The sequence below is a fragment of the Streptomyces sp. cg40 genome, from assembly GCF_050320165.1.
GTDB lineage: Bacteria > Actinomycetota > Actinomycetes > Streptomycetales > Streptomycetaceae > Streptomyces > Streptomyces hokutonensis.
This window is the reverse complement of the sequence record NZ_CP190128.1, coordinates 7630984-7652375: the sequence shown is the minus strand read 5'-3', so window position 1 is coordinate 7652375 and position 21392 is coordinate 7630984. Positions and strand designations below refer to the sequence as shown.

Here is a 21392-nt window from a genome sequence, read left to right as displayed (position 1 = left end):
GTTCCGAGAGAAAGGCGGCTCCGTGGACCTGCTCGACCTGCTGTTGTTGCTGGTGATCCTCGCCTACGCGGCGTCCGGGTACCGGCGCGGCCTCGTCGCCGGATGTGTGTCGCTCGCCGGGTTCGTGGGCGGTGCGATCGTCGGCGTGTGGGTGCTGCCGTGGGTGATGGACCTGGTGACACCGGGGACGACGGCGGCGACGGTGACCGCCGTGCTCACCGTGCTGGTGCCGGCGGTGGTGGGGTACGAACTGGCGGGGCGGCTCGCGCTGAAGCTGCGCAAGGAGCTGGACCGGGGGCCGCTGCGGGTGGCCGACGGGATCGGCGGGGCGGCGGCGAACTCGGTGGCGGTGATGATCGTGGCGTGGGTGGCCGCGAGCGTGCTGGGCGCCTCCTCGTCCGCGCTGGTCACTACGGCGATCCGGGACTCGACGCTGCTGGGCAGTGTGCAGAAGCTGATGCCGGACACGACGCCCACGTGGTTCTCACGGGCGACCTCCGCGCTCACCGAGGCGGGCTTCCCACAGGTCTTCAACCCGTTCGAGAACGAGTCGACGGCCGAGGTCGCCAAGCCCACCGGCGACAGCGTGACGGCGAGCGCGACGAACGCCGCCAAGCGCAGCACGGTCAAGATCGAGGGCTCCTCGGGCACCCAGGGCCGCGAGGGCAGCGGCTTCGTGTACGCGCCGCAGCACGTGATGACCAACGCGCACGTGGTGGCGGGCATCGACGAGCCGACCGTCCGCATCGGCGGGGTCGGCCGGTCGTACGAGGCACGGGTCGTCCTCTTCGACCCGAACAAGGACGTCGCCGTGCTGTACGTGCCCGGGCTGAAGGCGCCTGTCCTGCGCTTCGACGACAGCGCCTCGCGCGGCGACTCGGCCGTGGTCGCGGGCTATCCGCAGGACGGCGACCTGAACCTCCAGGCCGCGACGGTCGCCAACCGGGTCAACGCGACCGGGCAGAACATCTACAACGACGGGACCGTCACCCGCGAGATCTACTCGATCCGCTCCACGGTCCGCCCCGGCAACTCCGGCGGCCCGCTCCTGACGACCGGCGGCAAGGTCTACGGCGTGGTCTTCGCGCGCTCCACCTCGGACGACGAGACGGGGTACGTGCTGACGGCCGACGAGGTCTCCGGGGACGCGCAGCGGGCGGCGACCGCGACGGCGGAGGTCGACACGGGCGACCTGGTCACGTCATGAACCACCGGGTCACAGAGACCGGCCCATGAGCACATCGTCGACGTACTCCCCGTCGAGCAGGAACTCCTCCGGCAGTACGCCCTCGACCGCGAAGCCCTCGGCCGCGTAGAGCTTCCGTGCCGGGGTGTTGTGGCCGAGCACGCGCAGGGTGAGCCGCCGGGCACCGCGCCGCCGGGCTTCCTCGACGGCGGCCCGGACCAGCGCCCGGGCGACCCCGTGCCCGCGCGCGTCCTCGGCGACGGCGAGGCCCTGGATCTGCCGGACGTGCGTGTTGCAGGCGAGCGGGGTGGCGAAGGCCAGCCGGATGTAGCCGACGATCCGGCGGTCGAGTTCGGCGACCAGATGGTCCCCGGGCGCGTGCCGCTCGTCGAAGAAGGGGCCGTACGGCGGCTGCGGGCGCGGCATGACCGCGTGCAGGTGCGACCAGGTCGCGCGGTCCAGGGCGCCGAGTTCCTCGTCGTCGTCGGGCAGGGCGATGCGTATGTACGGCTCGGACATATGAGCCAGACTACGGCGGGGGCGGTGCCGTCCTCATGGGGCTTTTATGGATCTACGAGGCAGGATGGGCGCCATGGAACGCTCGCGAATCGCGGTGACCGGCGCCTCCGGTCTGATCGGCAGCGCACTGGTGCGGTCCCTGACCGCTGACGGTCACGAGGTGGTGCGCCTGGTGCGGCGGGCCGCCCGGAGCGCCGACGAGGTGTGCTGGGACCCCGAGGGCGAGTACGTCGACGCGGCGGCGCTCGACGGCTGCGACGCCGTGGTCAACCTGGCCGGTGCCGGAGTCGGCGACCACCGGTGGACGGACGCCTACAAGAAGACGGTCCGCGACAGCCGGGTGCTCGGCACGGCGGCGCTCGCGGAGGCGGTGGCCGCGCTGGACCGGCCGCCGCGGGTGTGGGTGAACGGCAGCGCGATCGGCTTCTACGGCGAGACGGGCAACCGCGCGGTGGACGAGGACGCGCCTCCGGGTGACGGTTTCCTGCCCTCGCTGTGCGTGGAGTGGGAGGAGGCGACGGCGCCCGTGCAGGAGGCGGGCGTGCGGACGGTGTTCGCGCGGACCGGTCTGGTCGTGGCGAAGGACGGCGGGGCGTGGGCCAAGCTGTTCCCCCTGTTCAAGGCGGGGGTCGGCGGGCGGTTCGGCGACGGGCGGCAGTACTGGTCGTTCGTCGCGCTGCACGACGAGGTCGCGGCGATCCGGCATCTCATCGACACCGAGGGCCTGTCGGGACCGTTCAACCTCACCGCCCCGAACCCGCTGACGAACCGTGAGATCACGGCGGCGATGGGCCGCGTCCTGCGCCGCCCGTCCCTCTTCCCGGTGCCGGCGCCCGCGCTGAAGCTGGTGCTCGGCGAGATGTCGGGCGATGTGCTGGGGAGTCAACGGGTGCTGCCGAAACGGCTGTTGGAGTCGGGGTTCACCTTCGCGTTCCCCGAGATCGAGGGGGCGATCCGGGCGGCGCTGTGACCGTCCAGGACCTGACTCTGCCCGCATGGTGACGCACGGCGACCGTATGCGACCGCCGTGCGACCGTGCCCTGCGTATGCGCGACTTCCCTTGACCGATCACGGCCCTAACCTCGACCCGAACTCGGGTATCCCTGGAGGCTGTTGGGGGCATGACGCTTCCACCGGCCGCGCAACCCTGAGGAGGGGCACGTGCTTGAGCACGCGTACCAGGCGGACGTCGTCGTCGTGGGGGCCGGGGTCGCCGGACTCGCCGCGGCGCATCGGCTGATCAGCGCAGGAGTAACGACCGCAGTCCTGGAGGCCGCCCCTTACGTCGGCGGCCGTATGTCGACCGAGAAGGTCGACGGTTTCCGGCTCGACCGGATCGGACAGCTCCTGTCCACCTCATACCCCGAACTACGCCTCACCCCGGGCCTCGACGCCCTGGTCCTGCGCCCCTTCGCCCCGGGCGTCCTCCTCCACAGCGACGGCCGCCACCACCGCGCGGGCACCCCGGCGCCCGGAGGGAGCGCATGGGGCGCACTCCACGCGGTACGCGCCCTGGCGAGCGCCCCCAGGGTGGGGGCGGTACCGCGGGTGCGGACGGGGTCCGTACGGGGCGGGGCGGGCACCCCCGGACGAGGGGCGACACTCAGGGACCGTACGGACTCCTCCTGGGGCGGCCCCACGCTCAAGGACCGCCCCGTGGACACCCGGAGGGCCGCCGCCGTACCCAGGCCACGCACCGGCGCCCCGCTCGGCGGCCCCGTCGACCAGGCCCGGCTCGGGGCCGCACTCACCCGCCTCGCGGCGACACCGGTCGAACGGCTCCTGAACCGCCCCGAGTTGCCCGCCGGACAGGCCCTCGCCGCGCGCGGGGTGCCGGCCCGCACCATCGACGGGTTTCTGCGCCCGCTGCTCGCCGCGCTGCTGTGCGACCCGGAGCTGACCACCTCCAGCCGGTGCGCCGACCTCGCGCTGCGCGCCTTCGCGGGCGGGCGGCTGTGTCTGCCGGAGGGCGGCGCGGAGATGCTGCCCGAGGTGCTGGCCGCCGCGCTGCCGCCGGGCACCGTGCACACCGGCGTACGCGCGACCGCCGTATCGACGACATCGGTGACCACCGCCGAACACGGCGAGATCCGCTGCCGGGCCGTCCTCGTCGCGACGGACGCGCGCGCGGCGGCCGAACTCCTGCCCGGCCTGCGGGTACCCGACTTCCACCAGGTGACCGTCGTGCACCACACGACCGACGACCCGCCCGCCACCGGAGCCGCCCTGCTCGTCGACTCCGACCGCGGCGGCCCGGTCGCCCACACCGCGATCGTCAGCGAGGTCGACCCGAGCCGCGCACCCGCCGGCCGCGCCCTCGTCTCCTCGACGGTCCTCGGCCCTCCCCCGCCGGACGTCGAGACCGCCGTACGCACACATCTCTCGCGCCTCTACGGCGCCTCGACCGCCCGCTGGGAGACCCTCGCCGTCCACCACACCGCCACGGCCGTCCCGGCCATGCGCCCACCGCACGATCTACGGCGTCCGGTACGGCTGTTGGCCGGCCTGTACGTGTGCGGCGACCACCGGGACACGAGCACGGTGCAGGGAGCGCTGCATTCGGGTCACCGGGCGGCGAAGGCGATCCTGAGGGACATGAGCGCGACAGGCTCGATGCACAGGGCGGAACAGATCCAGACAACACAGGCCGCCTGAAGTCTTTTGTCTTTAGGGGCGCGGGACTGTGTCGATATGCGGCTCCGCCGCGTGGGCGCGACCAGCCACAACGGAGCCGCACAGTCCCGCCGCCCCCAGCCCACCTCACCCGAACGCGGCGACCTTGTCGCGATACCCCCGCACCGGCGCAGCGTCCTTGTACGGCTCGAGCCGCCGCTCGAAGTCCCGCACGTACTCGATCGCCCGCACCGACCGCATCTCCGCAGCCTGCCCCGCCGCCTCCGCCCCCAGCGCGCACGCCTGGTCGAGCTCGCCGAGCCCGAGCCGCGCGGAGGCGAGCACGACCCGGCAGAACAGCCGGCTGCGGGCGAACGCGGGCGCCCGCAGTTGCAGTGAGCGCTCCGCGTGCTGCGCCGCGGCCCGGAACTGCTGAAGGTCCCGGTGCGCGTGCCCGAACTCGTCGGCGAGCTGCGCCTCGTCGAAGAACCGGGCCCAGTACGGCACTTCGTCGCCGGCCCGCGCCGCTTCGAGGGCGCGCTCGGCCCGCACGAGCGCGGAGGTGCACGCCCGCACCTCCCCGAGCACCCCGTGCGCCCGCGCCTCCACGGAGTGCAGCAGCGCCTGCACGACAGGGGGCGCGCTGGTCCCGACCCCCTGCTGCGCCACGCGTGCGAGCTGCACGGCCTCGCGCCCGTGCCCGAGGTACACGGCCTGCCTGCTCATGGTCATGAGGACGTACGAGCCGTAGGCCCGGTCCCCGGCCGCCTGGGAGAGCCGCAGCGCCTGCACGAAGTACCGCTGCGCGAGCCCGTGCGCGGCGATGTCGTACGAGGTCCAGCCGGCGAGCCGGGTGAGGTCGGCCGCCGCGGCGAACAGGCGGCGGCCGGTCTGTTCGCCGTAGGTGCCGCGCAGCATCGGCTCGGTCTCGTGCTCCAGGTAGCGCACGAGGGCCTGGCGGGCGTGGCCGCCGCCGTAGGCGTTGTCGAGGGTGCGGAAGAGTTCGCCGACCGAGCGGAGCGCGGAGATGTCGCCGCCGGTGACCTTCTGGCCGGGGCCGCGCTCGCCCGCCCCGCGCTGCCGGGGTACGGCGGGGCGGCCCTGCGGGGGCACCCGGTTGGCGGGTTCGGCGCGGCCGACCCGGTCGTCGGCGCGGCCGATCAGCCAGTCCCGGCTGGGCACGACGAGACCGGCCGGGGTGAAGGCGATCTTGCGCAGCTCGGCGTGGCTGCCGGAGTCCTTGCGCCACAGCCCGCTGACGATGTCGACGGCCTCCTCGGGGGTCGCGGCGAACTCGAGCCCGGCGTACACCGGCGCGCAGGCGTCGAGGCCGAGGTCCTGGGCGGTGAGCCGGCGCCCGAGCCGGCGGGTGAAGACCTCGGCGATGAGGGCGGGGGTGGTGCCTCTGGGCTGCTGGCCGCGCAGCCATCGGGTGACGGACGTCTTGTCGTATCTCAGGTCGAGTCCGTGCTCAAGACCGAGCTGGTCCACGCGACGGGCGAGACCTGCGTTGGAGAACCCCGCTTCTGCGATGAGCGCGGCGAGCTGACGGTTGGGAGTGCGCTGCGCGGGTCGTTCCGTCATCTGCGGTGCGGTCTCCTGCCTTTCGGGCCTCACAGCGGCCGATGCGACCCCTGCTGCCCGGATTGCCTGTGAGCAGCCCTTTTGGCCTCGTGAACGGCGCGAATGTAGCGGAGCGTAAGCGGCTCGTCGCACATTCCGACGTGCATTCATCCGATCGTGTGAGGATTGGTCGTAGGGCTGACGGTCCCGGCCGCCCGGTGGGGTGTCAGCGGTCGGTCGTACAGTGGCGTAGGCATGTTTCGTGCCTTACGACTCGTGGGTGCTGTGAGGGAGGCGCTTGCCGTGGGTGAGTTGCGGTTCGTCCGGATGGGGTTCGGCGCGGACGCCGTCGAGTACCAGGAGGCGTGGGACGAGCAGCGCCGGGTGCACGCGGCCCGCTTCGAGGACGCGGTCCCGGACACCGTGCTGCTCCTCGAACACCCGCCGGTCTATACGGCGGGCCGCCGCACGCAGGACAACGAGCGCCCGCTGGACGGCACCCCGGTCGTCGACGTCGACCGCGGCGGCAAGATCACCTGGCACGGCCCGGGCCAGCTCGTCGGCTACCCGATCCAGAAGCTGCCCCGCCCGGTGGACGTCGTCGCGCACGTACGGCGCCTGGAGGAGGCGCTGATCCGGGTGTGCGCGGAGTTCGGCGTGGAGACCAGCCGGGTCGAGGGCCGCAGCGGGGTGTGGGTGCTGGGCGATCCGGTGGACCAGCGGCCGTCGATCGGCGGGCTGTCCCTCGACTTCGACCCGCGACTCCAGGACGAGGAGTTCGACCCGCGGATGAACGGCCCGGAGTACGCGCCGTCGAACGCCGGCCAGCGCCGCGAGGACCGCAAGATCGCCGCGATCGGCATCCGGGTGGCCAAGGGCGTCACGATGCACGGCTTCGCGCTGAACGTGAACCCGGACAACCGCTGGTTCGACCGCATCATCCCGTGCGGCATCCGCGACGCGGGCGTGGCCTCGCTCGCGGCCGAGCTGGGCCGGGACGTCACGATCGACGAGGTCCTTCCGGTGGTCGAGCGTCACCTGAAGGACGTACTGGAGCACGCGGACCTGAAACCGCGGGAGATCGAGAAGGCGACCGCCTGACCCGGGAATGCGACTTTCCGCCCTGGGGTTGGCCTCAGGGCGGGGGCCTGAAATCACGGGCGTACCCTGGTGTACGCCGAAGAATCGAAGCTACAGGGAGCCGATGTGTCCGCAGTCACCCCAGACGGACGCAAGATGCTGCGCCTGGAGGTCCGGAACGCCCAGACCCCCATCGAGCGCAAGCCCGAGTGGATCAAGACCCGGGCGAAAATGGGTCCCGAGTACACGAAGATGCAGGCGCTCGTGAAGAGCGAGGGCTTGCACACGGTCTGCCAGGAAGCCGGCTGCCCGAACATCTACGAGTGCTGGGAGGACCGCGAGGCGACCTTCCTCATCGGCGGCGACCAGTGCACCCGGCGCTGCGACTTCTGCCAGATCGACACCGGCAAGCCCGAGGCCCTCGACCGCGACGAGCCGCGCCGCGTGGGCGAGTCCGTGGTCACGATGGACCTGAACTACGCCACGATCACCGGCGTCGCCCGCGACGACCTGGAGGACGGCGGCGCCTGGCTGTACGCCGAGACGGTCCGCCAGATCCACCAGCAGACGGAGTCCCGCGAGGGCGGCCGCACGAAGGTCGAACTGCTCGCCCCCGACTTCAACGCGGTGCCCGAGCAGCTCGCCGAGGTCTTCTCCTCCCGCCCCGAGGTCTTCGCGCACAACGTCGAGACGGTCCCGCGCATCTTCAAGCGCATCCGCCCCGGCTTCCGCTACGACCGCTCCCTCAAGGTCATCACCGAGGCCCGCGACTACGGCCTGGTCACCAAGTCGAACCTGATCCTCGGCATGGGCGAGACCCGCGAGGAGGTCAGCGAGGCGCTGCGCCAACTGCACGAGGCGGGCTGCGAGTTGGTCACGATCACGCAGTATCTGCGGCCTTCGGTGCGTCACCACCCCGTGGAGCGCTGGGTGAAGCCGCACGAGTTCGTCGAACTCAAGGAGGAGGCCGAGCAGATCGGCTTCTCCGGTGTCATGTCCGGTCCGCTGGTGCGCTCTTCGTACCGTGCCGGCCGCCTCTACCAGATGGCGGTCGAGAAGCGCGGCGCGTACGTGGCCTCGCAGGCGGTCTGAGCAAGACCGTGTGAATTCGCGCACAAGCAGCTACCCGCCAGTAGCATCCGCACCGGCGCGGCCCCGACCGTCCTCCCAGTTGAGGGCGTACATCAGGGTCGCGTCAGTGTTTCGACCCTCCGCATCAAGGCTTCATTGGCGTTTGACCGGTCGGTCACGCCCTGGTAACACCAAACAGTGACACTCGACTTACAGCACGTAGCCCCGTACCCAGAGCCGTTCCGAGGGGGGACCTCCACGATGCAGGCCGCACCCGTCCGCGCCACCGCCATCCCGTCCGTCACCGACGCCCTGCGCGCCGTCGAGTCGCTGCTGATGAGCGGCGGCCAGCGCACCGCCCGCCGCAACGCCTGGACCTCCGTGCTGGAAGACCGCCGCCGCGCCAAGGACCGCGTCGAGGCACAGCTCGTCCTGGAGCAGTCCCTCACCTCGCACTCCTGAATCCCCTCGCCCCGGACACCGCCGTCGTCGGCGCTCCGGGAGCCACGTAGACTCGTGGCATGGCGAGGAAGGACACGACAGCGGACAACGCTGCGAACCCCGGACGACTCAAGCAGATCGTCCTGACGTACAAGATGACGCGCAAGGCCGACAAGACGATCGGTCTTGTACTCGCGGCTGTCGGAATTGTCACCTTCGGTGTCTTCCTCGCGATCGGCTTCTTGCTCGGTCACCCCATCTATCTGGGCATTCTCGGCCTGCTGCTCGCCTTCCTCGCGACGGCGATCGTCTTCGGACGACGTGCCGAGCGGGCCGCCTTCGGGCAGATGGAGGGTCAGCCGGGCGCCGCCGCCGCGGTACTGGACAACATCGGCCGGGGCTGGACGACGACTCCGGCGGTGGCGATGAACCGCAGCCAGGACGTGGTGCACCGCGCGGTCGGCAAGGCCGGCATCGTGCTGGTGGCCGAGGGCAACCCGAACCGGGTGAAGTCCCTGCTGGCCGCCGAGAAGAAGAAGATGAACCGCATCGTCGCGGACGTCCCGGTGCACGATGTGATGGTGGGCACCGGCGAGGGTCAGATCCCGCTGAAGAAGGTCCGTACGACGATGCTGAAGCTCCCGCGCGTCCTGACCGGCCCGCAGGTGACGGCGACCAACGACCGCCTGCGCGCGATGGGCGACCTGATGAGCAACATGCCGTTGCCGAAGGGCCCGATGCCGAAGGGCATGAAGCTCCCGAAGGGCGGCGGCAAGGCCCGCTGAACCCCGGGCCTGAACCCCGGGCCGCCGAGGTTCAGGCCAGCGTCCTGAACCCGCGGTCGTAATACACCATCGGGGAGCCCTCCCCCAGTCGCACACCCGTCACCCGGCCGATCAGGACCGTATGGTCCCCGGCCGGGTGTCGTGCGTGTGCGGCGCAGTCCAGTTCGGTCAGGGCGCGTTCGACCGTCGGCAGGCCGTCCGGGCTGAGGCCGAGGCCCTCGGACGCGAACTTGTCGGTGCCCTTCGTGGCGAAGCGCAGGGCGAGCGGGCGGTGGGCCGGAGCCAGCACGCTCACCGCGAAGCGGTCGCAGCACTCGAACGACGGCGCCGAGTCGGCCGAGTTGGCCAGGCACACGAGCACCATCGGCGGCTCCAGCGAGACCGAGCAGAAGGAGCTGGCGGTGAATCCGCGGGGGGTGCCGTCCCCGCAGCGGGTGGTGACCACCACTACGCCCGAGGGGAAGCGGGCCATCGCGGCCCGGAAGTCCTCGGGCTCCACGGCGGCTTCGGCTTCCAGTACTTCCTGACGCTCCGTCATGGCGGTGCACCACCTGTTGGCCTCTGCTGGCCTTCGTGGAGGCCGCCGCGAGTTCAGTGGCCTCGGGACGGCCTCGGACACGGCTCACCGACGGTGATCGAAATCGTCACCCGGCTCCAGATCGACTATGCGGTCACCACTCCCGACCGGCAACCGGGACCGCCTCAGCGCACGGCCCCCGCCCCCTCCCCTCCCGCCAGTGCCCACGCGCCGTACGCCGCGCCCGTCGTCTCGAAGGAGAGCGCGACATGGGAGGCGGCGCTGTTCACGTCGCGCCAGAAGCGCTGCACGGGGTCGGAGGAGGACTGGCCGGAGGTGCCGCCCGCGCGGAAGACGCGGTCGACCGCCGAGACCAGGAGCTCCACCGCCAGGGCGAGGTCGCGGGCGCCGCGGACCGCCGCCTCGCCGTCCGGGACGTGTTCCGTGCCGTCGGCGACCGCCGCCGTACGCAGGATGAGCAGTTCGGCGGCGTCCACCTCGGCCGCCGAGCGGGCCAGGGCGACCTGGGTCGAGGGCTTCTCGCCGACCGCCTGCCCCCGGCGGTCGACGCGCACCCCGGTCCGGGCGATCCAGGCCCGCAGCGCGCCCCGGGCGGCGCCGACCAGCGGGGCGGCGAACGGCAGCGCGCTCACGGCGTACATCGGGACGAGGTGGCAGCGCGCGTCCGACGCGGGCGCCCGTCCGGCGTGGACCGCCGACCGGGCCAGCGTCCGGTGCTCGGGCACGAAGGCGTCGGTCAGCAGCAGGGTGTCGCTGCCGGTGCCGCGCATCCCCACGGTGAACCAGCTGTCCTCGATGGCGAAGTCGGCCCGGGGTACGGCGAAGAACCTCACTTCGGGGCGTGCGTCCGGGTCGACGGGACCCTCACCGGGTACGGCCGCGCAGGCGAGTGCCCAGTCGGCGAAGTGCACCCCGCTGATGTACTTCCACTCACCGCTGAGCCGCCAGCCGCCCGCGACCGGTTCCGCCTTGCCGGACGGCATCAGTGCGCCGGCGAGCAGGGCGTCGGGGCCGTCCGCCCAGATGTCGGCCTGCCCCTCCTCGGGCAGGAACGCCCCGTACCGCCCGGCGTAGGCGGCCAGCGAGGCGGCCCAGGCGGCCGACGTGCAGCCCTCCCCCACCAGGCCGACCGCGGAGGTCACCTCGGCGAAACCACCGGCTTCGCCGCCGTGGGCCCGCGGTACGAAGTGCCGGGCGAAGCCCGCGTCCCGCACCGCCTCGACCACCTGCGGCGAGAGCCTGCGGGCACTCTCCGCCTCGTCCGCGTACCGGGCCGCGATCTCCGCGACCATCGGCGCCCCGGCCACGACCGTCGACTTGTCGCCTGCTGCCATCCTGCCCACCACTTCCGTCGGGAACGGCGACAGTGTCCCGGTCACGGCCGGTCACGGAGCGCACCCCGGGCCGAGACCGGCCGACGGTCACCCGCCCGGCACGCCAAAGGGGGCGGCCCGGGTCCTTCCGGGGCGCCCCCTCCGTCGTACGACTACTGCTAGATCCGTACTTCCACCGTGCGCGCCAGCCGGTCGTGGAGGCCGCGGCCGTCGCGGTCCCAGATCAGGGCCGGGATCGCGATGCAGAGCAGGGCGGAGCGGAGCAGGGCGCGGAGGGGACTGGGGCGGCCGGTGTCGAGGGCGTAGACGCGGAGGCCGAAAAGGCGCTTGCCCGGGGTGAAGCCGATGGTGCCGACGGTGAGGAGGCTCAGGACGAAGAAGACGAGGAGAGCCCAGTTGCCTGTCGCCTCCGGCTTGTAGCCGTGGGTGAGCAGGCCGTATGCGATCAACAGGCACAGGGCCCAGTCGACGGCGAGGGCGCCGAGGCGGCGGCCGGGGCGGGCGATGGAGCCGGGGCCGTGCTCGGGCAGGCCGAGCTGCTCGCCGCGGTAGCCGAAGTCGACACCTGCCCGCTCCGCGGCTTCCCGGGGCCCGGAGAGCCATGAGCCGATTGCATCCCTGTTGTCCACCCGTCCACGGTACTGCCCCCGTTCTGCCATGCGGACAGGAGGGGCCAGGCGGCTCAAGACCGGTTAACTTGGGCGAAACAAATGGGTCACGCCTGAGAAATCCCCCGTCCCTAAGGTCGGGTCCAGCGTGTGCCACCGCACTGGCCGCACGAACGAACTACCACCCCGGCACGGACGGTCGGGAGTAGGAGGAGCTGGATGTTCCAGAACGCCGACGAGGCCAAGAAGTTCATCGCGGACGAGGACGTCAAGTTCGTCGACGTCCGATTCTGCGATCTGCCGGGTGTGATGCAGCACTTCACGCTGCCGGCGACGGCCTTCGACCCGGACGAGGAACTCGCCTTCGACGGCTCCTCGATCCGCGGCTTCCAGGCCATCCACGAGTCCGACATGGCGCTCCGCGCCGACCTGTCGACCGCGCGCGTGGACCCCTTCCGCCGCGACAAGACGGTCAACATCAACTTCTTCATCCACGACCCGATCACGGGCGAGCAGTACTCCCGTGACCCGCGCAACGTGGCGAAGAAGGCCGAGGCGTACCTCGCCTCCACCGGCATCGCCGACACCGCGTACTTCGGTCCCGAGGCCGAGTTCTACGTCTTCGACAGCGTGCGCTTCGACACCAAGTCGAACGAGGCCTTCTACCACATCGACTCCGAGGCCGGCGCCTGGAACACCGGTGCGGTCGAGGACAACCGCGGTTACAAGGTCCGCTACAAGGGCGGCTACTTCCCGACCCCGCCGGTCGACCACTTCGCCGACCTGCGTGCGGAGATCTCGCTGGAGCTGGCCGCGTCCGGCCTCCAGGTCGAGCGCCAGCACCACGAGGTGGGCACCGCCGGCCAGGCCGAGATCAACTACAAGTTCAACACGCTGCTCGCCGCGGCCGACGACCTCCAGCTCTTCAAGTACATCGTGAAGAACGTCGCCTGGCGCAACGGCAAGACCGCGACCTTCATGCCGAAGCCGATCTTCGGCGACAACGGCTCGGGCATGCACGTCCACTCGTCGCTGTGGGCGGGCGGCTCCCCGCTCTTCTACGACGAGGCCGGCTACGCGGGTCTGTCGGACATCGCCCGCTACTACATCGGCGGCATCCTCAAGCACGCCCCGTCGCTGCTCGCGTTCACCAACCCGACGGTGAACTCGTACCACCGCCTGGTCCCCGGCTTCGAGGCCCCGGTCAACCTGGTCTACTCGCAGCGCAACCGCTCCGCCGCGATGCGCATCCCGATCACGGGCTCCAACCCGAAGGCCAAGCGCGTCGAGTTCCGCGCGCCCGACTCCTCCGGCAACCCGTACCTCGCCTTCTCCGCCCTGCTCCTCGCGGGCCTGGACGGCATCAAGAACAAGATCGAGCCGGCCGAGCCGATCGACAAGGACCTCTACGAGCTGGCCCCCGAGGAGCACGCGGGCGTCGCCCAGGTCCCGACCTCCCTCCCGGCCGTCCTCGACCGCCTTGAGGCCGACCACGAGTTCCTCCTCGCGGGCGACGTCTTCACGTCCGACCTGATCGAGACGTGGATCGACTTCAAGCGCACGAACGAGATCGCGCCGCTCCAGCTGCGCCCGCACCCGCACGAGTTCGAGCTGTACTACGACGTGTGATCCAACCGATCGAACCGATCGCCGGGTGCCCCCGTCTCTCTTCGGAGAGGCGGGGGCACCGTCGTACACACACCGTGTTTTCCGGGAGGGGCAACGGGGATGGGACAACAGGACGGCGAAGAGCGCGAGTTCGACATCAAGTGGGCCGACAGTGCCGAGCACAAGGAGCCCTCCGCGCGGGCCCGGATGCTCGCGGCCCGCTGGAAGGAGAACCCGCCGGGACCGGTGCCGTTCCGGGGTGAGCCCGAGGGGGTGGGGCCGCGGCGGTCGTCGTGGGTGTCGACGGTGCTCGTGCTGGGAAGTGTCGCCGCGGTCATCGTGTTGCTGGGGTACGTCAACTTCCGGGCGCCGTAAGGGAGATGGACCAGGAGCGCGGCGAGAAGTTCGACCTCGGTGATCCCCTCGCGTGGCTGTGGCTGGACGAGGCGTTGCGGCATGAGCCGTATGCGCCCGCCGGGCTCGCCGAGCCCGAACTCGCGATCGCGCTGTGCCACCGTGACGGCAGGATCAGGGAGGCGGCGCTCCAACAGGCCGTCGGGTACCGGGCGTTGTTGCCGCTGGTCGTCGTCCGGTGTGCCGACTGGGTCGGGCAAGTGCGGGAGCGGGCACGGGAGTTGCTGGCCGAGGCGCTCGACGTGGAGACCGGTGTGGCGCTCGCGCCGCTGATTCTGCTGTCCGGGCGGCGGTGGCGGGGTGCGTTCGCCGTCGAACTGCTCGACACGGTGCTGCGCCGGGCCTCCCTGGAACAGCTCGCTCCGCTCCTCGCCGACAGCGACCGCGCCGTGCGTCGGCATGTCTACCGGCTCGCCGCCGAGAGGGGTCTCCTCTCCCCCGCCGAACTCGCCCGCGCCGCCGCCCGGGACACCGACACCGTCGTACAGACGCTGTGCGCCGACGCCGCGCTGGCCGCCGTGGCGCGGGGCGGGGCGTACGACGAGGTGTTCGGGCCGCTGCTCGGGGCGCGGAGTCCGCGGGTCCGGTCGGTCGGGGTCACCGTGCTGCGGCCGGCCGGGCGGACCGATCTCGCGGTGGGTTTCCTGGCCGACCGGGCGCCGGTCGTACGGGCCTGTGCGCGGTATGTCGTACGGCGGGACGGGGTCGATCCGCTGCCGTTGTACCGGGCGTGGTGCGCGGCGCCGGAGCCGGTGCCGGGGGCCGTGATCGGGCTGGCGGAGTGCGGTGGGCGGGCGGACGCCGAGCTGCTGTGGACACTCGTCGGCCATCCGGCGGGCGCGGTACGGGCCCAGGCCGTGGCCGGACTGCGGGTGCTGGACGCGGCGGACGTACGACGGTTGCGGCCGCTGCTGGACGATCCGGTGGCCGGGGTCGTGCGCGAGGTGACCGCGGCGCTGCTGCCGTCCGCGGAGCTGGTGCCCGAGGAGTGGCTGACGGAAAGGCTTGGGGCACGGTGGCCCCGGCCGGTGCGGGTCGCCGCGTTCCGGCTGCTCGACGCGCGGGGCGGGGGCGTACGGCGGGAGGTGGCCGAGGCGCTGTCGGACGATCCGGACGTGAAGCTGCGCGGGTGGGCCGAGCACGCCGTAAAGCGGGGGTGAGGACCGGACCCGTATTCACAGGGACCTTTTGCTCCGCCTAGGGCCGATCGGGACCACTTCATGGGAAGGCGCGGGTGCACACTGGGCGGTGGGACGAGTGCCTGACTGCGGGGTGATGGCAGATGCAGAGCCGCTTCCGGAGCGACCGGCGGTTGACCATACGTATGGGTCTGACGCTGTTCCTGCTCGGGCTGTTGTACGTGGCGTTCGTGGCCGCGCTGATCGTGTTGCTGAAGTCCTGGGTGCTGGTCGTGGTGCTGGCCGGCGGGCTGCTCGTCGCGCAGTACTGGTTCTCCGACCGGATCGCGCTGTACGCGATGAAGGGGCGGATCGTGGAGCGGGAGGAGTATCCCGATCTGCACGGCGTGATCGACCGGCTGTGTGCCGTCGCCGACATGCCCAAGCCCGTCGTCGCCGTGTCGGACATCGACATGCCGAACGCGTTCGCGACCGGGCGCAACGCCGACAACGCCGTGATCTGTGTGACCACCGGGCTGCTGCGGCGGCTGGAGCCGGCCGAGCTGGAGGGTGTGCTCGCGCACGAGCTGTCGCACGTGGCGCACAAGGACGTGGCCGTGATCACGATCGCGTCGTTCCTCGGGGTGCTCGCCGGGCTGATGGTGCGGTTCGCGTTCTACTCGCAGATCTTCCGGGGCAGGAAGGACCAGAACACCCTGGCCGTCTTCGCGGGAATCATGGGGATCTCCGCGGCCGTGTACGCGATCAGCTTCCTGCTGATCAGGGCGCTGTCCCGGTACCGGGAACTCGCGGCGGACCGGGCGGCGGCGCTGCTCACCGGTCGGCCTTCGGCGCTGGCCTCCGCACTCACCAAGGTCGACGGGGACATCGCCCGGATCCCGACCAAGGACCTGCGGACCGCGCAGGCCTTCAACGCCTTCTACTTCACGCCGGCGACCGGCAAGGAGCCCGGCATCGGCAAGTACTTCTCGACGCACCCGAGCCTGGAGCAGCGGCTCGACCAACTGGGGCGGATCTCCGCCGAGTTGGGTGAGGCGGCGGTGCCCGGCATCGACAAGGCGGGCTGAGTATGGGGTTGCTGGACATCCTGCTCGGCCGTACGAAACCGGTCGCACCCGATCTCGACCAGCTGTTCGCGCTGCCCTCGGCGGCGGTGACGCTGGAGGCGGCGGCCGGCTTCACGGCGACCGGGCGCGGTGCGGTGTGCTTCGCCACGGTGGAGGGCGGGGCGTTCGAGCAGACGCACCGGGAGGTCCAGGCACTGCTGGACGCGGACGCCGAACGCACCGGTCCCCCGGTCGAGTTGACCCAGGACTCCTACGGCTACTCCTGGCTGGTCTCGCACCGGGCCCCCGACGAGCTCTCCGCGCTGGTGAACGATCTGCACGCGGTCAACAGCGCGATGGAGGTCAACGGCTTCGGGCCCCAACTGCTGTGCTCATTGGCCGGGTTCGAGGACGACGCGGGGCGGCGGCTCGCGCTCGTCTATCTCTACAAGCGCGGGACGTTCTTCCCGTTCGCGCCGCTGGCCGGTACCGGACAGCGGCGCGACAGCTCACTGGAACTGCAGGTCAAGTCGATGCTCGGCAACGACCTGCGGATCGAGCAGGATCTGAGCCGGTGGTTCCCGGTGTGGGGCGCCCCCGGGTTGTGAGAGGCGCCCCCGTGTACTGCTAGCTCTTCTCCCGTGCCTGCCGACGCGACTCCAGGGGGCGTTCGCGCTGGTAGCGGCGCTCCCACTTGGCCTGCTTGTCCCGGCGGTCGCGGTACGCGCGGTAGCTCGACGGTGCGGCTCCGCCTCCCGAGGAGGAGCCCGAGGCCGACGAGGACGACGCCGAGGAAGAGGACGAGGAGTCCCGGCCGTACTGCACGTACAGGAAGAGGACGGCGACCGCGGCCAGCCACCAGACGTGGTTGCCGAAGCCGAAGACGACCAGGACGACGGTCCCGGATATGACGATGGTGCCCATGACGGGCCTCCGTGGGCGTGGGTGTGTACGAGCGGTGATCTGTTGTGGACGCGACGGGGCGCTGGGGGAGGGCGTCCGGCCGTCGGTGCGTAGAGAGTAGCCCCGAGTCCGCGGGGTGGTGCCTGTCCTGCCGTAAGCGGTGGTGGGCAGCTCCGCAACGTGTGTCCAGCGTAGGGGCGCGATCACTCGGCGTGCATCTCCTTTTTGGGCGGCCTAGAGTCGACCCCATCTGTTCGAATCGCCACAAAAGGGGTGAATCGGGATGAGTGATCTCTTCGTCGTCGCTTACGACGACCTCGCCACCGCCAACCAGGTCCGCGAGAAGCTGTTCGAGCTGTCCAAGGGGCATCTCGTCGAGCTGGAGGACGCCGTGGTCGTGGAACGGCGCGAGGACGGCCGGATCAAGCTGCACCAGGCCGTCAACCACACGGCCGTGGGCGCGGCCGGGGGTGCCCTGTGGGGCGGGGTGATCGGGTTGCTCTTCCTGGCGCCGCTGCTCGGTGCGGCGGTGGGGGCGGCGGCCGGCGCGGCCGGGGGTTCGTTCACGGACACGGGCATCAACGACAACTTCATGAAGGACCTCAGCCAGAACCTGCGCCCGGGCGCCGCGGCCCTCTTCGTCCTGGTCAAGCAGGCGGCACAGGACAAGGTGATCCCCCAACTCACGCCGTTCGGCGGCCAGTTGGTGCAGACCTCGCTGAGCAAGGCCGACGAGGACCATCTGCGGGAGGCGATCGCCGCGGCACGGGACGCGGAGTCGGCTTCCTGACCGTGCGTCAGATCCCCGGTGCCGCCGTCACCACGCCCGCCGCCACCGCCGCCTCCAGCGCGGCGTGGTCGGCGGTGGTCTGGGTGGCGTAGGCCGAGGCGAAGTCGGCCACGGCGTGTTCGAAGGTGGCGGTGCCGCCCAGGTACGCGGCGATGGCGACGCGGTCGCCGGAGCGGGCGTGGGCGCGGGCCAGGGCGGTGCCGCACAGGCGGCCGTAGGCGAGGAGTTCGGCCGGGCGCATGCCGGCGACGTCCGCGGAGCCCTTCATGTCGCGCAGCTGGCGCCAGTAGAAGGCGCGGCCCTGGGGTCCGGTCATCCAGCCGAGGAAGATGTCGCTGGCGGCCTGGAGCAGGCGCTGGCCCGCGACGACACGGTGCCCGGGGTGGACGTACGGTCCGCTCGGCAGATGCTCCTCCAGTACGGACTTCCGCGCCTCCTTGATCTGGAGGAACAGCGGGTCGTCCTGGTCGCGGCCGGCGAGCAGCACGATGAAGCAGCGGGTGCCGACGCTGCCGACGCCGACGACCTTGCGGGCGGCGTCGACGAAGCGGTAGCGGTCGAGCAGCAGGCGGCGTTCCTCGGAGAGGGTGGAGCGGTAGTCGCTGAAGATCTTGCGTACGGCGGCCATGTCCGAGGCGCCGGCCGGTTCCAGGAGGGGCGGGTCCTGGACGATACGGCGGCGGCCGTCGACGGTCTCGGTGAGCTTGCCGACGGCGTGCAGGCTGGTGCGGCGGCGGGCGCGGGTGAGGCTGGACTCGACGCGGCGGCGGTTGCGGGCCGAGCGGACCAGTGGCAGCAGGCTGTCGGCGTCGATCCGGTCGTACCAGACGGCGAGTTCGCCCTTGCGGGCCAGCGAACGCAGCGCCTTACGGTACGTGGCGGTCGCCTCCAGTGCGGCACGGTGGGCCTTGGTGTCGCCGTGGCCGTTCTCGCGGGCGGCCACGGCGATGCTGGCGGCGAGGCGTTTGACGTCCCACTCGAAGGGGCCCGGGAACGTCTCGTCGAAGTCGTTGAGGTCGAAGAGCAGGGCACGTTCCGGGGACGCGTACAGGCCGAAGTTGAGCAGGTGCGCGTCGCCGCAGAGCTGCACGGTGAGGCCGGTGTGCGGCTGGGACACGAGGTCGGCGGCCATCACGGCGGCCGAGCCGCGCAGGAAGGCGAAGGGGGAGGCGGCCATCCGGCCGTAGCGGATCGGGAGGAGTTCCGGGAGCCGGTCGCGGCCCTGGCGTTCCAGTACGGCGACGGGGTCGGGGCGGTCCACGGAGGGGATCCAGCCGGCGTGCGCGGAACGGGCGACGCGTTTGCGCGCGGCGCGGCCACGGTCGGCCCGGTCGGCCGGTGTGGTCATGTGCCGTGTCTTTGCATGCCGTCGCCTCCCGGGGTTTCACCGCGCTGTTGCTACGCAGTGAAAGCGGGCGCCGGGGTGAGCGCATGCCGAGCGCGGCGACCGGGTGAACTCCCGTTCTTGTTCGCCCGCCCACCCGGCCGTTTACCCTCGGTCGGGAAGTGGACCCCTCAAGTGGAGGCCGGATGACCGTCGCCCCGCGTCACATCGGACACGCCGAACGCCGTGCCCGCCTCGCCCTCCGCCACCGCCTCGCCCCGAGTACCCGCGCCGCGACCCCCGAGGACGTCGCCGACTCCCTCGTCGCCCTGCACGGCTCGGACCCGGCGACGGTGTTCCTGGCCGTCGGCGCGCGCCTCGCCGACCCGGCCGGCACCGTGTCCGAGACCGCCCGAGCCCTCTACGACGACCGCACCCTCCTCCGTATGCACGGCATGCGGCACACGGTGTTCGTGTTCCCGACCGACCTGACCGCCGTCGTGCACGCGTCGACCGGGCTCGTCGTCGCCGCGCGTGAACGGGCCTCCCTGGTCAAGGACATGGCGCAGGCGGGGGCGCCGGACGCGGTCTGGCTGAAGGAGGTCGAGGACGCGACGCTCGCCGCGCTGGCCCGGCGCGGACAGGCGACGGCGGCCGAACTCGCCGAGGACGAACCGAGGTTGAGGCAGCAGTGGGTGTACGCGGCCGGGAAGAACTACGAGGGCGTCCACACCCTGTCGACCCGGCTGCTGAGGGTGCTGGGGGTCGAGGGAAAGGTCGTACGGGGCCGTCCGCTCGGTGGCTGGACGTCGAGCCAGCTGCGCTGGGCGGTGGCGCCGGAACATCCCGAACTGGACGTCGCCGAGGCCCAGTCGGCCCTGCTGCGCCGCTGGCTCACGGCCTGCGGCCCGGCCACCGAGGCCGATCTGAAGTGGTGGACGGGGTGGAAGGTGACGGAGGTCCGCCGGGCGCTGGCGGCGATCGGTGCGGAGCAGGTGTCCCTGGACGAGGGCACGGGGTACGTCGCCGCCGGGGAACTCGATCCGCCGGCCGGCCCCGCCGAACCCTGGGCGGCCCTGCTGCCCGCGCTCGATCCGACGGCGATGGGCTGGCAGCACCGGGACTGGTACCTGGCACCGGAGTTGCGCCCCGCGCTGTTCGACTACAGCGGCAACGTGGGCCCCACGGTGTGGTGGAACGGCCGGGTGGTGGGCAGTTGGGCCCAGCGTCCGGACGGCGAGATCGCCTGGCGCGTCCTCGACCGGACGGACGTCGGCCGGGAGGCGGAGGCCGCGATCGGGGAGGCTGCGGAGCGGTTGCGGGGGTGGGTGGGGGCGACTCGGGTGACTCCGAGGTTCCGGACGCCGGTGGAGAAGGAGTTGTCGGCGTAGGCCTTTTCAGCGTGGCCGGACACCAGCGCCGGGCGCCCCGCGAGACCGCGGGGCGCCCGGCGCGAGGCTCAGCGCGAGTACCGCATCAGCGCCCGCACCATGTGACACGTCGTGTCCGACGGTGCGTGGACGCCGATCAGTTCGGCGGTGGTGCGGATCGTCTCGTTGCGGGCCTGGTTCGGGACGTAGACGCCCGAGTCGAGCAGGGCGATGGCCAGTCGCATCGCCTTGAGGCGGCGGTTGTGCGTGACGTACCACTCGCGCGGGCGGCCGGGCGGCAGCGGGCGCTTGGCCACGGGGACGTAGGGCAGGTCGAGTTGGACGGAGCGCTTCGCGGTGGACTGGGTCGGCAGCGGCTTCGGCTTCAGTGCGGCAGCGGGCACGGACATCCTCCTGTCGCGGTCAGGGCGCCGTCCGGACCCCCCGGCGACACCCTCGAACACTGCTTCTATTCTACTGCCCGCCACTGACAAACGCCCTGGCCACAACGGCTGTTGAGGGTGCTGTGACGCAGGTGGAAGACGGGTTTTCGCGTACCGTGGGCCCCATGGAGATCTGGATCAACCCGGCCTGTTCCAAGTGCCGAAGCGCCGTGAGCCTGCTCGACGCGGAGGGCGCCGAGTACACCGTCCGCCGCTATCTGGAGGACGTGCCGAGCGAGGCCGAGATCAGGGACGTACTGGAGCGGCTCGGGCTCGAACCGTGGGACATCACCCGCACCCAGGAGGCCGTGGCGAAGGAGCTGGGGCTCAAGGAGTGGGCGCGGGACGCGAGTTCGAGGGAGCGGTGGGTGTCGGCGCTGGCCGCGCATCCGAAGCTGATCCAGCGGCCGATCATCACGGCGGACGACGGTACGGCGGTGGTCGCGCGCAGTGACGAGGCCGTGCGGGAGGCGCTGTCCCGGTAGCTCCCGGTAGCGGGTGCGCGGCGCATGATCCACAACTCCCATGTGGCGTACGTCACTTCAGTGACTTCTGTGTCGGATGAGTTACATCGTTCGGTATCCCGTACATAGCGGCGTACGGTCCCCTACCCCACA

At 71.6% G+C, this 21392-nt stretch carries 23 protein-coding genes; 15 read left to right on the top strand and 8 right to left on the bottom strand.

The window, feature by feature from the left end; translation table 11 throughout:
- The first annotated feature begins 22 nt into the window (after positions 1–22).
- The gene (locus ACQHII_RS34440) at positions 23–1207 is read left to right on the top strand and encodes a MarP family serine protease (protein WP_427922941.1); all 1185 of its coding nucleotides are present in this window, start codon (positions 23–25) and stop codon (positions 1205–1207) included.
- A 9-nt stretch (positions 1208–1216) separates the two neighbouring features.
- Here ACQHII_RS34440 and ACQHII_RS34435 read toward each other — a convergent pair whose 3' ends face one another.
- The gene (locus ACQHII_RS34435; protein ID WP_427922940.1) at positions 1217–1705 is read right to left on the bottom strand and encodes an N-acetyltransferase family protein; all 489 of its coding nucleotides are present in this window, start codon (positions 1703–1705) and stop codon (positions 1217–1219) included.
- A 73-nt stretch (positions 1706–1778) separates the two neighbouring features.
- On the opposite strand from ACQHII_RS34435, the gene ACQHII_RS34430 reads away from it, so the two are divergent.
- On the top strand, positions 1779–2675 hold the full coding sequence (locus ACQHII_RS34430) for a TIGR01777 family oxidoreductase (RefSeq protein ID WP_427922939.1): 897 nt from the start codon (positions 1779–1781) through the stop codon (positions 2673–2675).
- Positions 2676–2866: 191 nt separating this feature from the next.
- Positions 2867–4360 (top strand): NAD(P)/FAD-dependent oxidoreductase, encoded by a 1494-nt coding sequence (locus tag ACQHII_RS34425; protein ID WP_427922938.1) that lies wholly within the window; start codon positions 2867–2869, stop codon positions 4358–4360.
- A gap of 105 nt (positions 4361–4465) precedes the next feature.
- Here ACQHII_RS34425 and ACQHII_RS34420 read toward each other — a convergent pair whose 3' ends face one another.
- Positions 4466–5902, bottom strand: a complete 1437-nt coding sequence (locus ACQHII_RS34420; protein ID WP_427922937.1) for a regulator — start codon at positions 5900–5902, stop codon at positions 4466–4468.
- A 282-nt stretch (positions 5903–6184) separates the two neighbouring features.
- Here ACQHII_RS34420 and lipB point away from each other — a divergent pair, with 282 nt between their 5' ends.
- From lipB to ACQHII_RS34400, 4 genes are all read left to right on the top strand, one after another.
- Positions 6185–6982: a lipoyl(octanoyl) transferase LipB gene (gene lipB, locus ACQHII_RS34415; RefSeq protein WP_427922936.1), complete on the top strand. Its 798-nt coding sequence runs from the start codon at positions 6185–6187 to the stop codon at positions 6980–6982.
- A 105-nt stretch (positions 6983–7087) separates the two neighbouring features.
- Positions 7088–8053, top strand: coding sequence for a lipoyl synthase (gene lipA, locus ACQHII_RS34410; RefSeq protein ID WP_427922935.1), 966 nt, complete (start codon positions 7088–7090; stop codon positions 8051–8053).
- Positions 8054–8293: 240 nt separating this feature from the next.
- Positions 8294–8494 (top strand): hypothetical protein, encoded by a 201-nt coding sequence (locus ACQHII_RS34405; protein ID WP_019075886.1) that lies wholly within the window; start codon positions 8294–8296, stop codon positions 8492–8494.
- Between the two features lie 59 nt (positions 8495–8553).
- Positions 8554–9258, top strand: a complete 705-nt coding sequence (locus tag ACQHII_RS34400) for a DUF4191 domain-containing protein (protein ID WP_019075887.1) — start codon at positions 8554–8556, stop codon at positions 9256–9258.
- Positions 9259–9289: 31 nt separating this feature from the next.
- Here ACQHII_RS34400 and ACQHII_RS34395 read toward each other — a convergent pair whose 3' ends face one another.
- The 3 genes from ACQHII_RS34395 to ACQHII_RS34385 form a co-directional block, all read right to left on the bottom strand.
- Positions 9290–9796, bottom strand: coding sequence for a flavin reductase family protein (locus ACQHII_RS34395; RefSeq protein ID WP_427922934.1), 507 nt, complete (start codon positions 9794–9796; stop codon positions 9290–9292).
- Between the two features lie 164 nt (positions 9797–9960).
- A complete protein-coding gene (locus ACQHII_RS34390) occupies positions 9961–11130 on the bottom strand; it encodes an acyl-CoA dehydrogenase family protein (RefSeq protein WP_427922933.1) in 1170 nt (389 codons plus the stop codon).
- Between the two features lie 158 nt (positions 11131–11288).
- Positions 11289–11759, bottom strand: a complete 471-nt coding sequence (locus tag ACQHII_RS34385) for an RDD family protein (RefSeq protein ID WP_427922932.1) — start codon at positions 11757–11759, stop codon at positions 11289–11291.
- Between the two features lie 198 nt (positions 11760–11957).
- Between ACQHII_RS34385 and glnA the strand changes: the two genes are divergently transcribed.
- The 5 genes from glnA (at position 11958) to pspAB (ending at position 16553) form a co-directional block, all read left to right on the top strand.
- The gene (gene glnA / locus ACQHII_RS34380; protein ID WP_200715351.1) at positions 11958–13367 is read left to right on the top strand and encodes a type I glutamate--ammonia ligase; all 1410 of its coding nucleotides are present in this window, start codon (positions 11958–11960) and stop codon (positions 13365–13367) included.
- Between the two features lie 99 nt (positions 13368–13466).
- Positions 13467–13721 (top strand): hypothetical protein, encoded by a 255-nt coding sequence (locus tag ACQHII_RS34375; protein WP_427922931.1) that lies wholly within the window; start codon positions 13467–13469, stop codon positions 13719–13721.
- Positions 13722–13726: 5 nt separating this feature from the next.
- Positions 13727–14920, top strand: coding sequence for a hypothetical protein (locus ACQHII_RS34370; RefSeq protein WP_427922930.1), 1194 nt, complete (start codon positions 13727–13729; stop codon positions 14918–14920).
- 122 nt (positions 14921–15042) lie between these two features.
- On the top strand, positions 15043–15966 hold the full coding sequence (gene htpX / locus ACQHII_RS34365) for a zinc metalloprotease HtpX (RefSeq protein WP_427922929.1): 924 nt from the start codon (positions 15043–15045) through the stop codon (positions 15964–15966).
- 2 nt (positions 15967–15968) lie between these two features.
- A complete protein-coding gene (gene pspAB, locus ACQHII_RS34360) occupies positions 15969–16553 on the top strand; it encodes a PspA-associated protein PspAB (protein ID WP_427922928.1) in 585 nt (194 codons plus the stop codon).
- Positions 16554–16572: 19 nt separating this feature from the next.
- On the opposite strand, the gene ACQHII_RS34355 is transcribed toward pspAB, so the two are convergent.
- Entirely contained in the window at positions 16573–16869 is a 297-nt protein-coding gene (locus ACQHII_RS34355) for a hypothetical protein (protein ID WP_427922927.1), read from the bottom strand.
- A gap of 262 nt (positions 16870–17131) precedes the next feature.
- Between ACQHII_RS34355 and ACQHII_RS34350 the strand changes: the two genes are divergently transcribed.
- Positions 17132–17638 carry a DUF1269 domain-containing protein gene (locus ACQHII_RS34350; RefSeq protein ID WP_427922926.1) on the top strand — a complete coding sequence of 169 codons (507 nt, stop codon included), beginning with the start codon at positions 17132–17134 and terminating at the stop codon, positions 17636–17638.
- Positions 17639–17645: 7 nt separating this feature from the next.
- Here the strand turns inward: ACQHII_RS34350 and ACQHII_RS34345 are convergent, their stop codons facing one another.
- Positions 17646–18986, bottom strand: a complete 1341-nt coding sequence (locus tag ACQHII_RS34345) for a DUF2252 domain-containing protein (RefSeq protein ID WP_427922925.1) — start codon at positions 18984–18986, stop codon at positions 17646–17648.
- Positions 18987–19168: 182 nt separating this feature from the next.
- On the opposite strand from ACQHII_RS34345, the gene ACQHII_RS34340 reads away from it, so the two are divergent.
- Positions 19169–20353: a winged helix DNA-binding domain-containing protein gene (locus ACQHII_RS34340; protein ID WP_427922924.1), complete on the top strand. Its 1185-nt coding sequence runs from the start codon at positions 19169–19171 to the stop codon at positions 20351–20353.
- Between the two features lie 68 nt (positions 20354–20421).
- Here ACQHII_RS34340 and ACQHII_RS34335 read toward each other — a convergent pair whose 3' ends face one another.
- Positions 20422–20736, bottom strand: coding sequence for a hypothetical protein (locus tag ACQHII_RS34335; RefSeq protein WP_026179521.1), 315 nt, complete (start codon positions 20734–20736; stop codon positions 20422–20424).
- A 164-nt stretch (positions 20737–20900) separates the two neighbouring features.
- Between ACQHII_RS34335 and ACQHII_RS34330 the strand changes: the two genes are divergently transcribed.
- Positions 20901–21260 carry an arsenate reductase family protein gene (locus ACQHII_RS34330; RefSeq protein ID WP_427922923.1) on the top strand — a complete coding sequence of 120 codons (360 nt, stop codon included), beginning with the start codon at positions 20901–20903 and terminating at the stop codon, positions 21258–21260.
- The last annotated feature ends 132 nt before the right edge of the window (positions 21261–21392 follow it).

What these genes read in the sequence shown, in the direction of transcription:
- ACQHII_RS34435 (WP_427922940.1), bottom strand. Translation starts at nt 1,705, where the DNA reads ATGTCCGAGCCGTACATACGCATCGCCCTGCCCGACGACGACGAGGAA.
- ACQHII_RS34430 (WP_427922939.1), top strand. Translation starts at nt 1,779, where the DNA reads ATGGAACGCTCGCGAATCGCGGTGACCGGCGCCTCCGGTCTGATCGGC.
- ACQHII_RS34420 (WP_427922937.1), bottom strand. Translation starts at nt 5,902, where the DNA reads ATGACGGAACGACCCGCGCAGCGCACTCCCAACCGTCAGCTCGCCGCG.
- ACQHII_RS34405 (WP_019075886.1), top strand. Translation starts at nt 8,294, where the DNA reads ATGCAGGCCGCACCCGTCCGCGCCACCGCCATCCCGTCCGTCACCGAC.
- ACQHII_RS34400 (WP_019075887.1), top strand. Translation starts at nt 8,554, where the DNA reads ATGGCGAGGAAGGACACGACAGCGGACAACGCTGCGAACCCCGGACGA.
- ACQHII_RS34395 (WP_427922934.1), bottom strand. Translation starts at nt 9,796, where the DNA reads ATGACGGAGCGTCAGGAAGTACTGGAAGCCGAAGCCGCCGTGGAGCCC.
- ACQHII_RS34390 (WP_427922933.1), bottom strand. Translation starts at nt 11,130, where the DNA reads ATGGCAGCAGGCGACAAGTCGACGGTCGTGGCCGGGGCGCCGATGGTC.
- glnA (WP_200715351.1), top strand. Translation starts at nt 11,958, where the DNA reads ATGTTCCAGAACGCCGACGAGGCCAAGAAGTTCATCGCGGACGAGGAC.
- ACQHII_RS34375 (WP_427922931.1), top strand. Translation starts at nt 13,467, where the DNA reads ATGGGACAACAGGACGGCGAAGAGCGCGAGTTCGACATCAAGTGGGCC.
- ACQHII_RS34370 (WP_427922930.1), top strand. Translation starts at nt 13,727, where the DNA reads ATGGACCAGGAGCGCGGCGAGAAGTTCGACCTCGGTGATCCCCTCGCG.
- htpX (WP_427922929.1), top strand. Translation starts at nt 15,043, where the DNA reads ATGCAGAGCCGCTTCCGGAGCGACCGGCGGTTGACCATACGTATGGGT.
- pspAB (WP_427922928.1), top strand. Translation starts at nt 15,969, where the DNA reads ATGGGGTTGCTGGACATCCTGCTCGGCCGTACGAAACCGGTCGCACCC.
- ACQHII_RS34355 (WP_427922927.1), bottom strand. Translation starts at nt 16,869, where the DNA reads ATGGGCACCATCGTCATATCCGGGACCGTCGTCCTGGTCGTCTTCGGC.
- ACQHII_RS34350 (WP_427922926.1), top strand. Translation starts at nt 17,132, where the DNA reads ATGAGTGATCTCTTCGTCGTCGCTTACGACGACCTCGCCACCGCCAAC.
- ACQHII_RS34345 (WP_427922925.1), bottom strand. Translation starts at nt 18,986, where the DNA reads ATGACCACACCGGCCGACCGGGCCGACCGTGGCCGCGCCGCGCGCAAA.
- ACQHII_RS34340 (WP_427922924.1), top strand. Translation starts at nt 19,169, where the DNA reads ATGACCGTCGCCCCGCGTCACATCGGACACGCCGAACGCCGTGCCCGC.
- ACQHII_RS34330 (WP_427922923.1), top strand. Translation starts at nt 20,901, where the DNA reads ATGGAGATCTGGATCAACCCGGCCTGTTCCAAGTGCCGAAGCGCCGTG.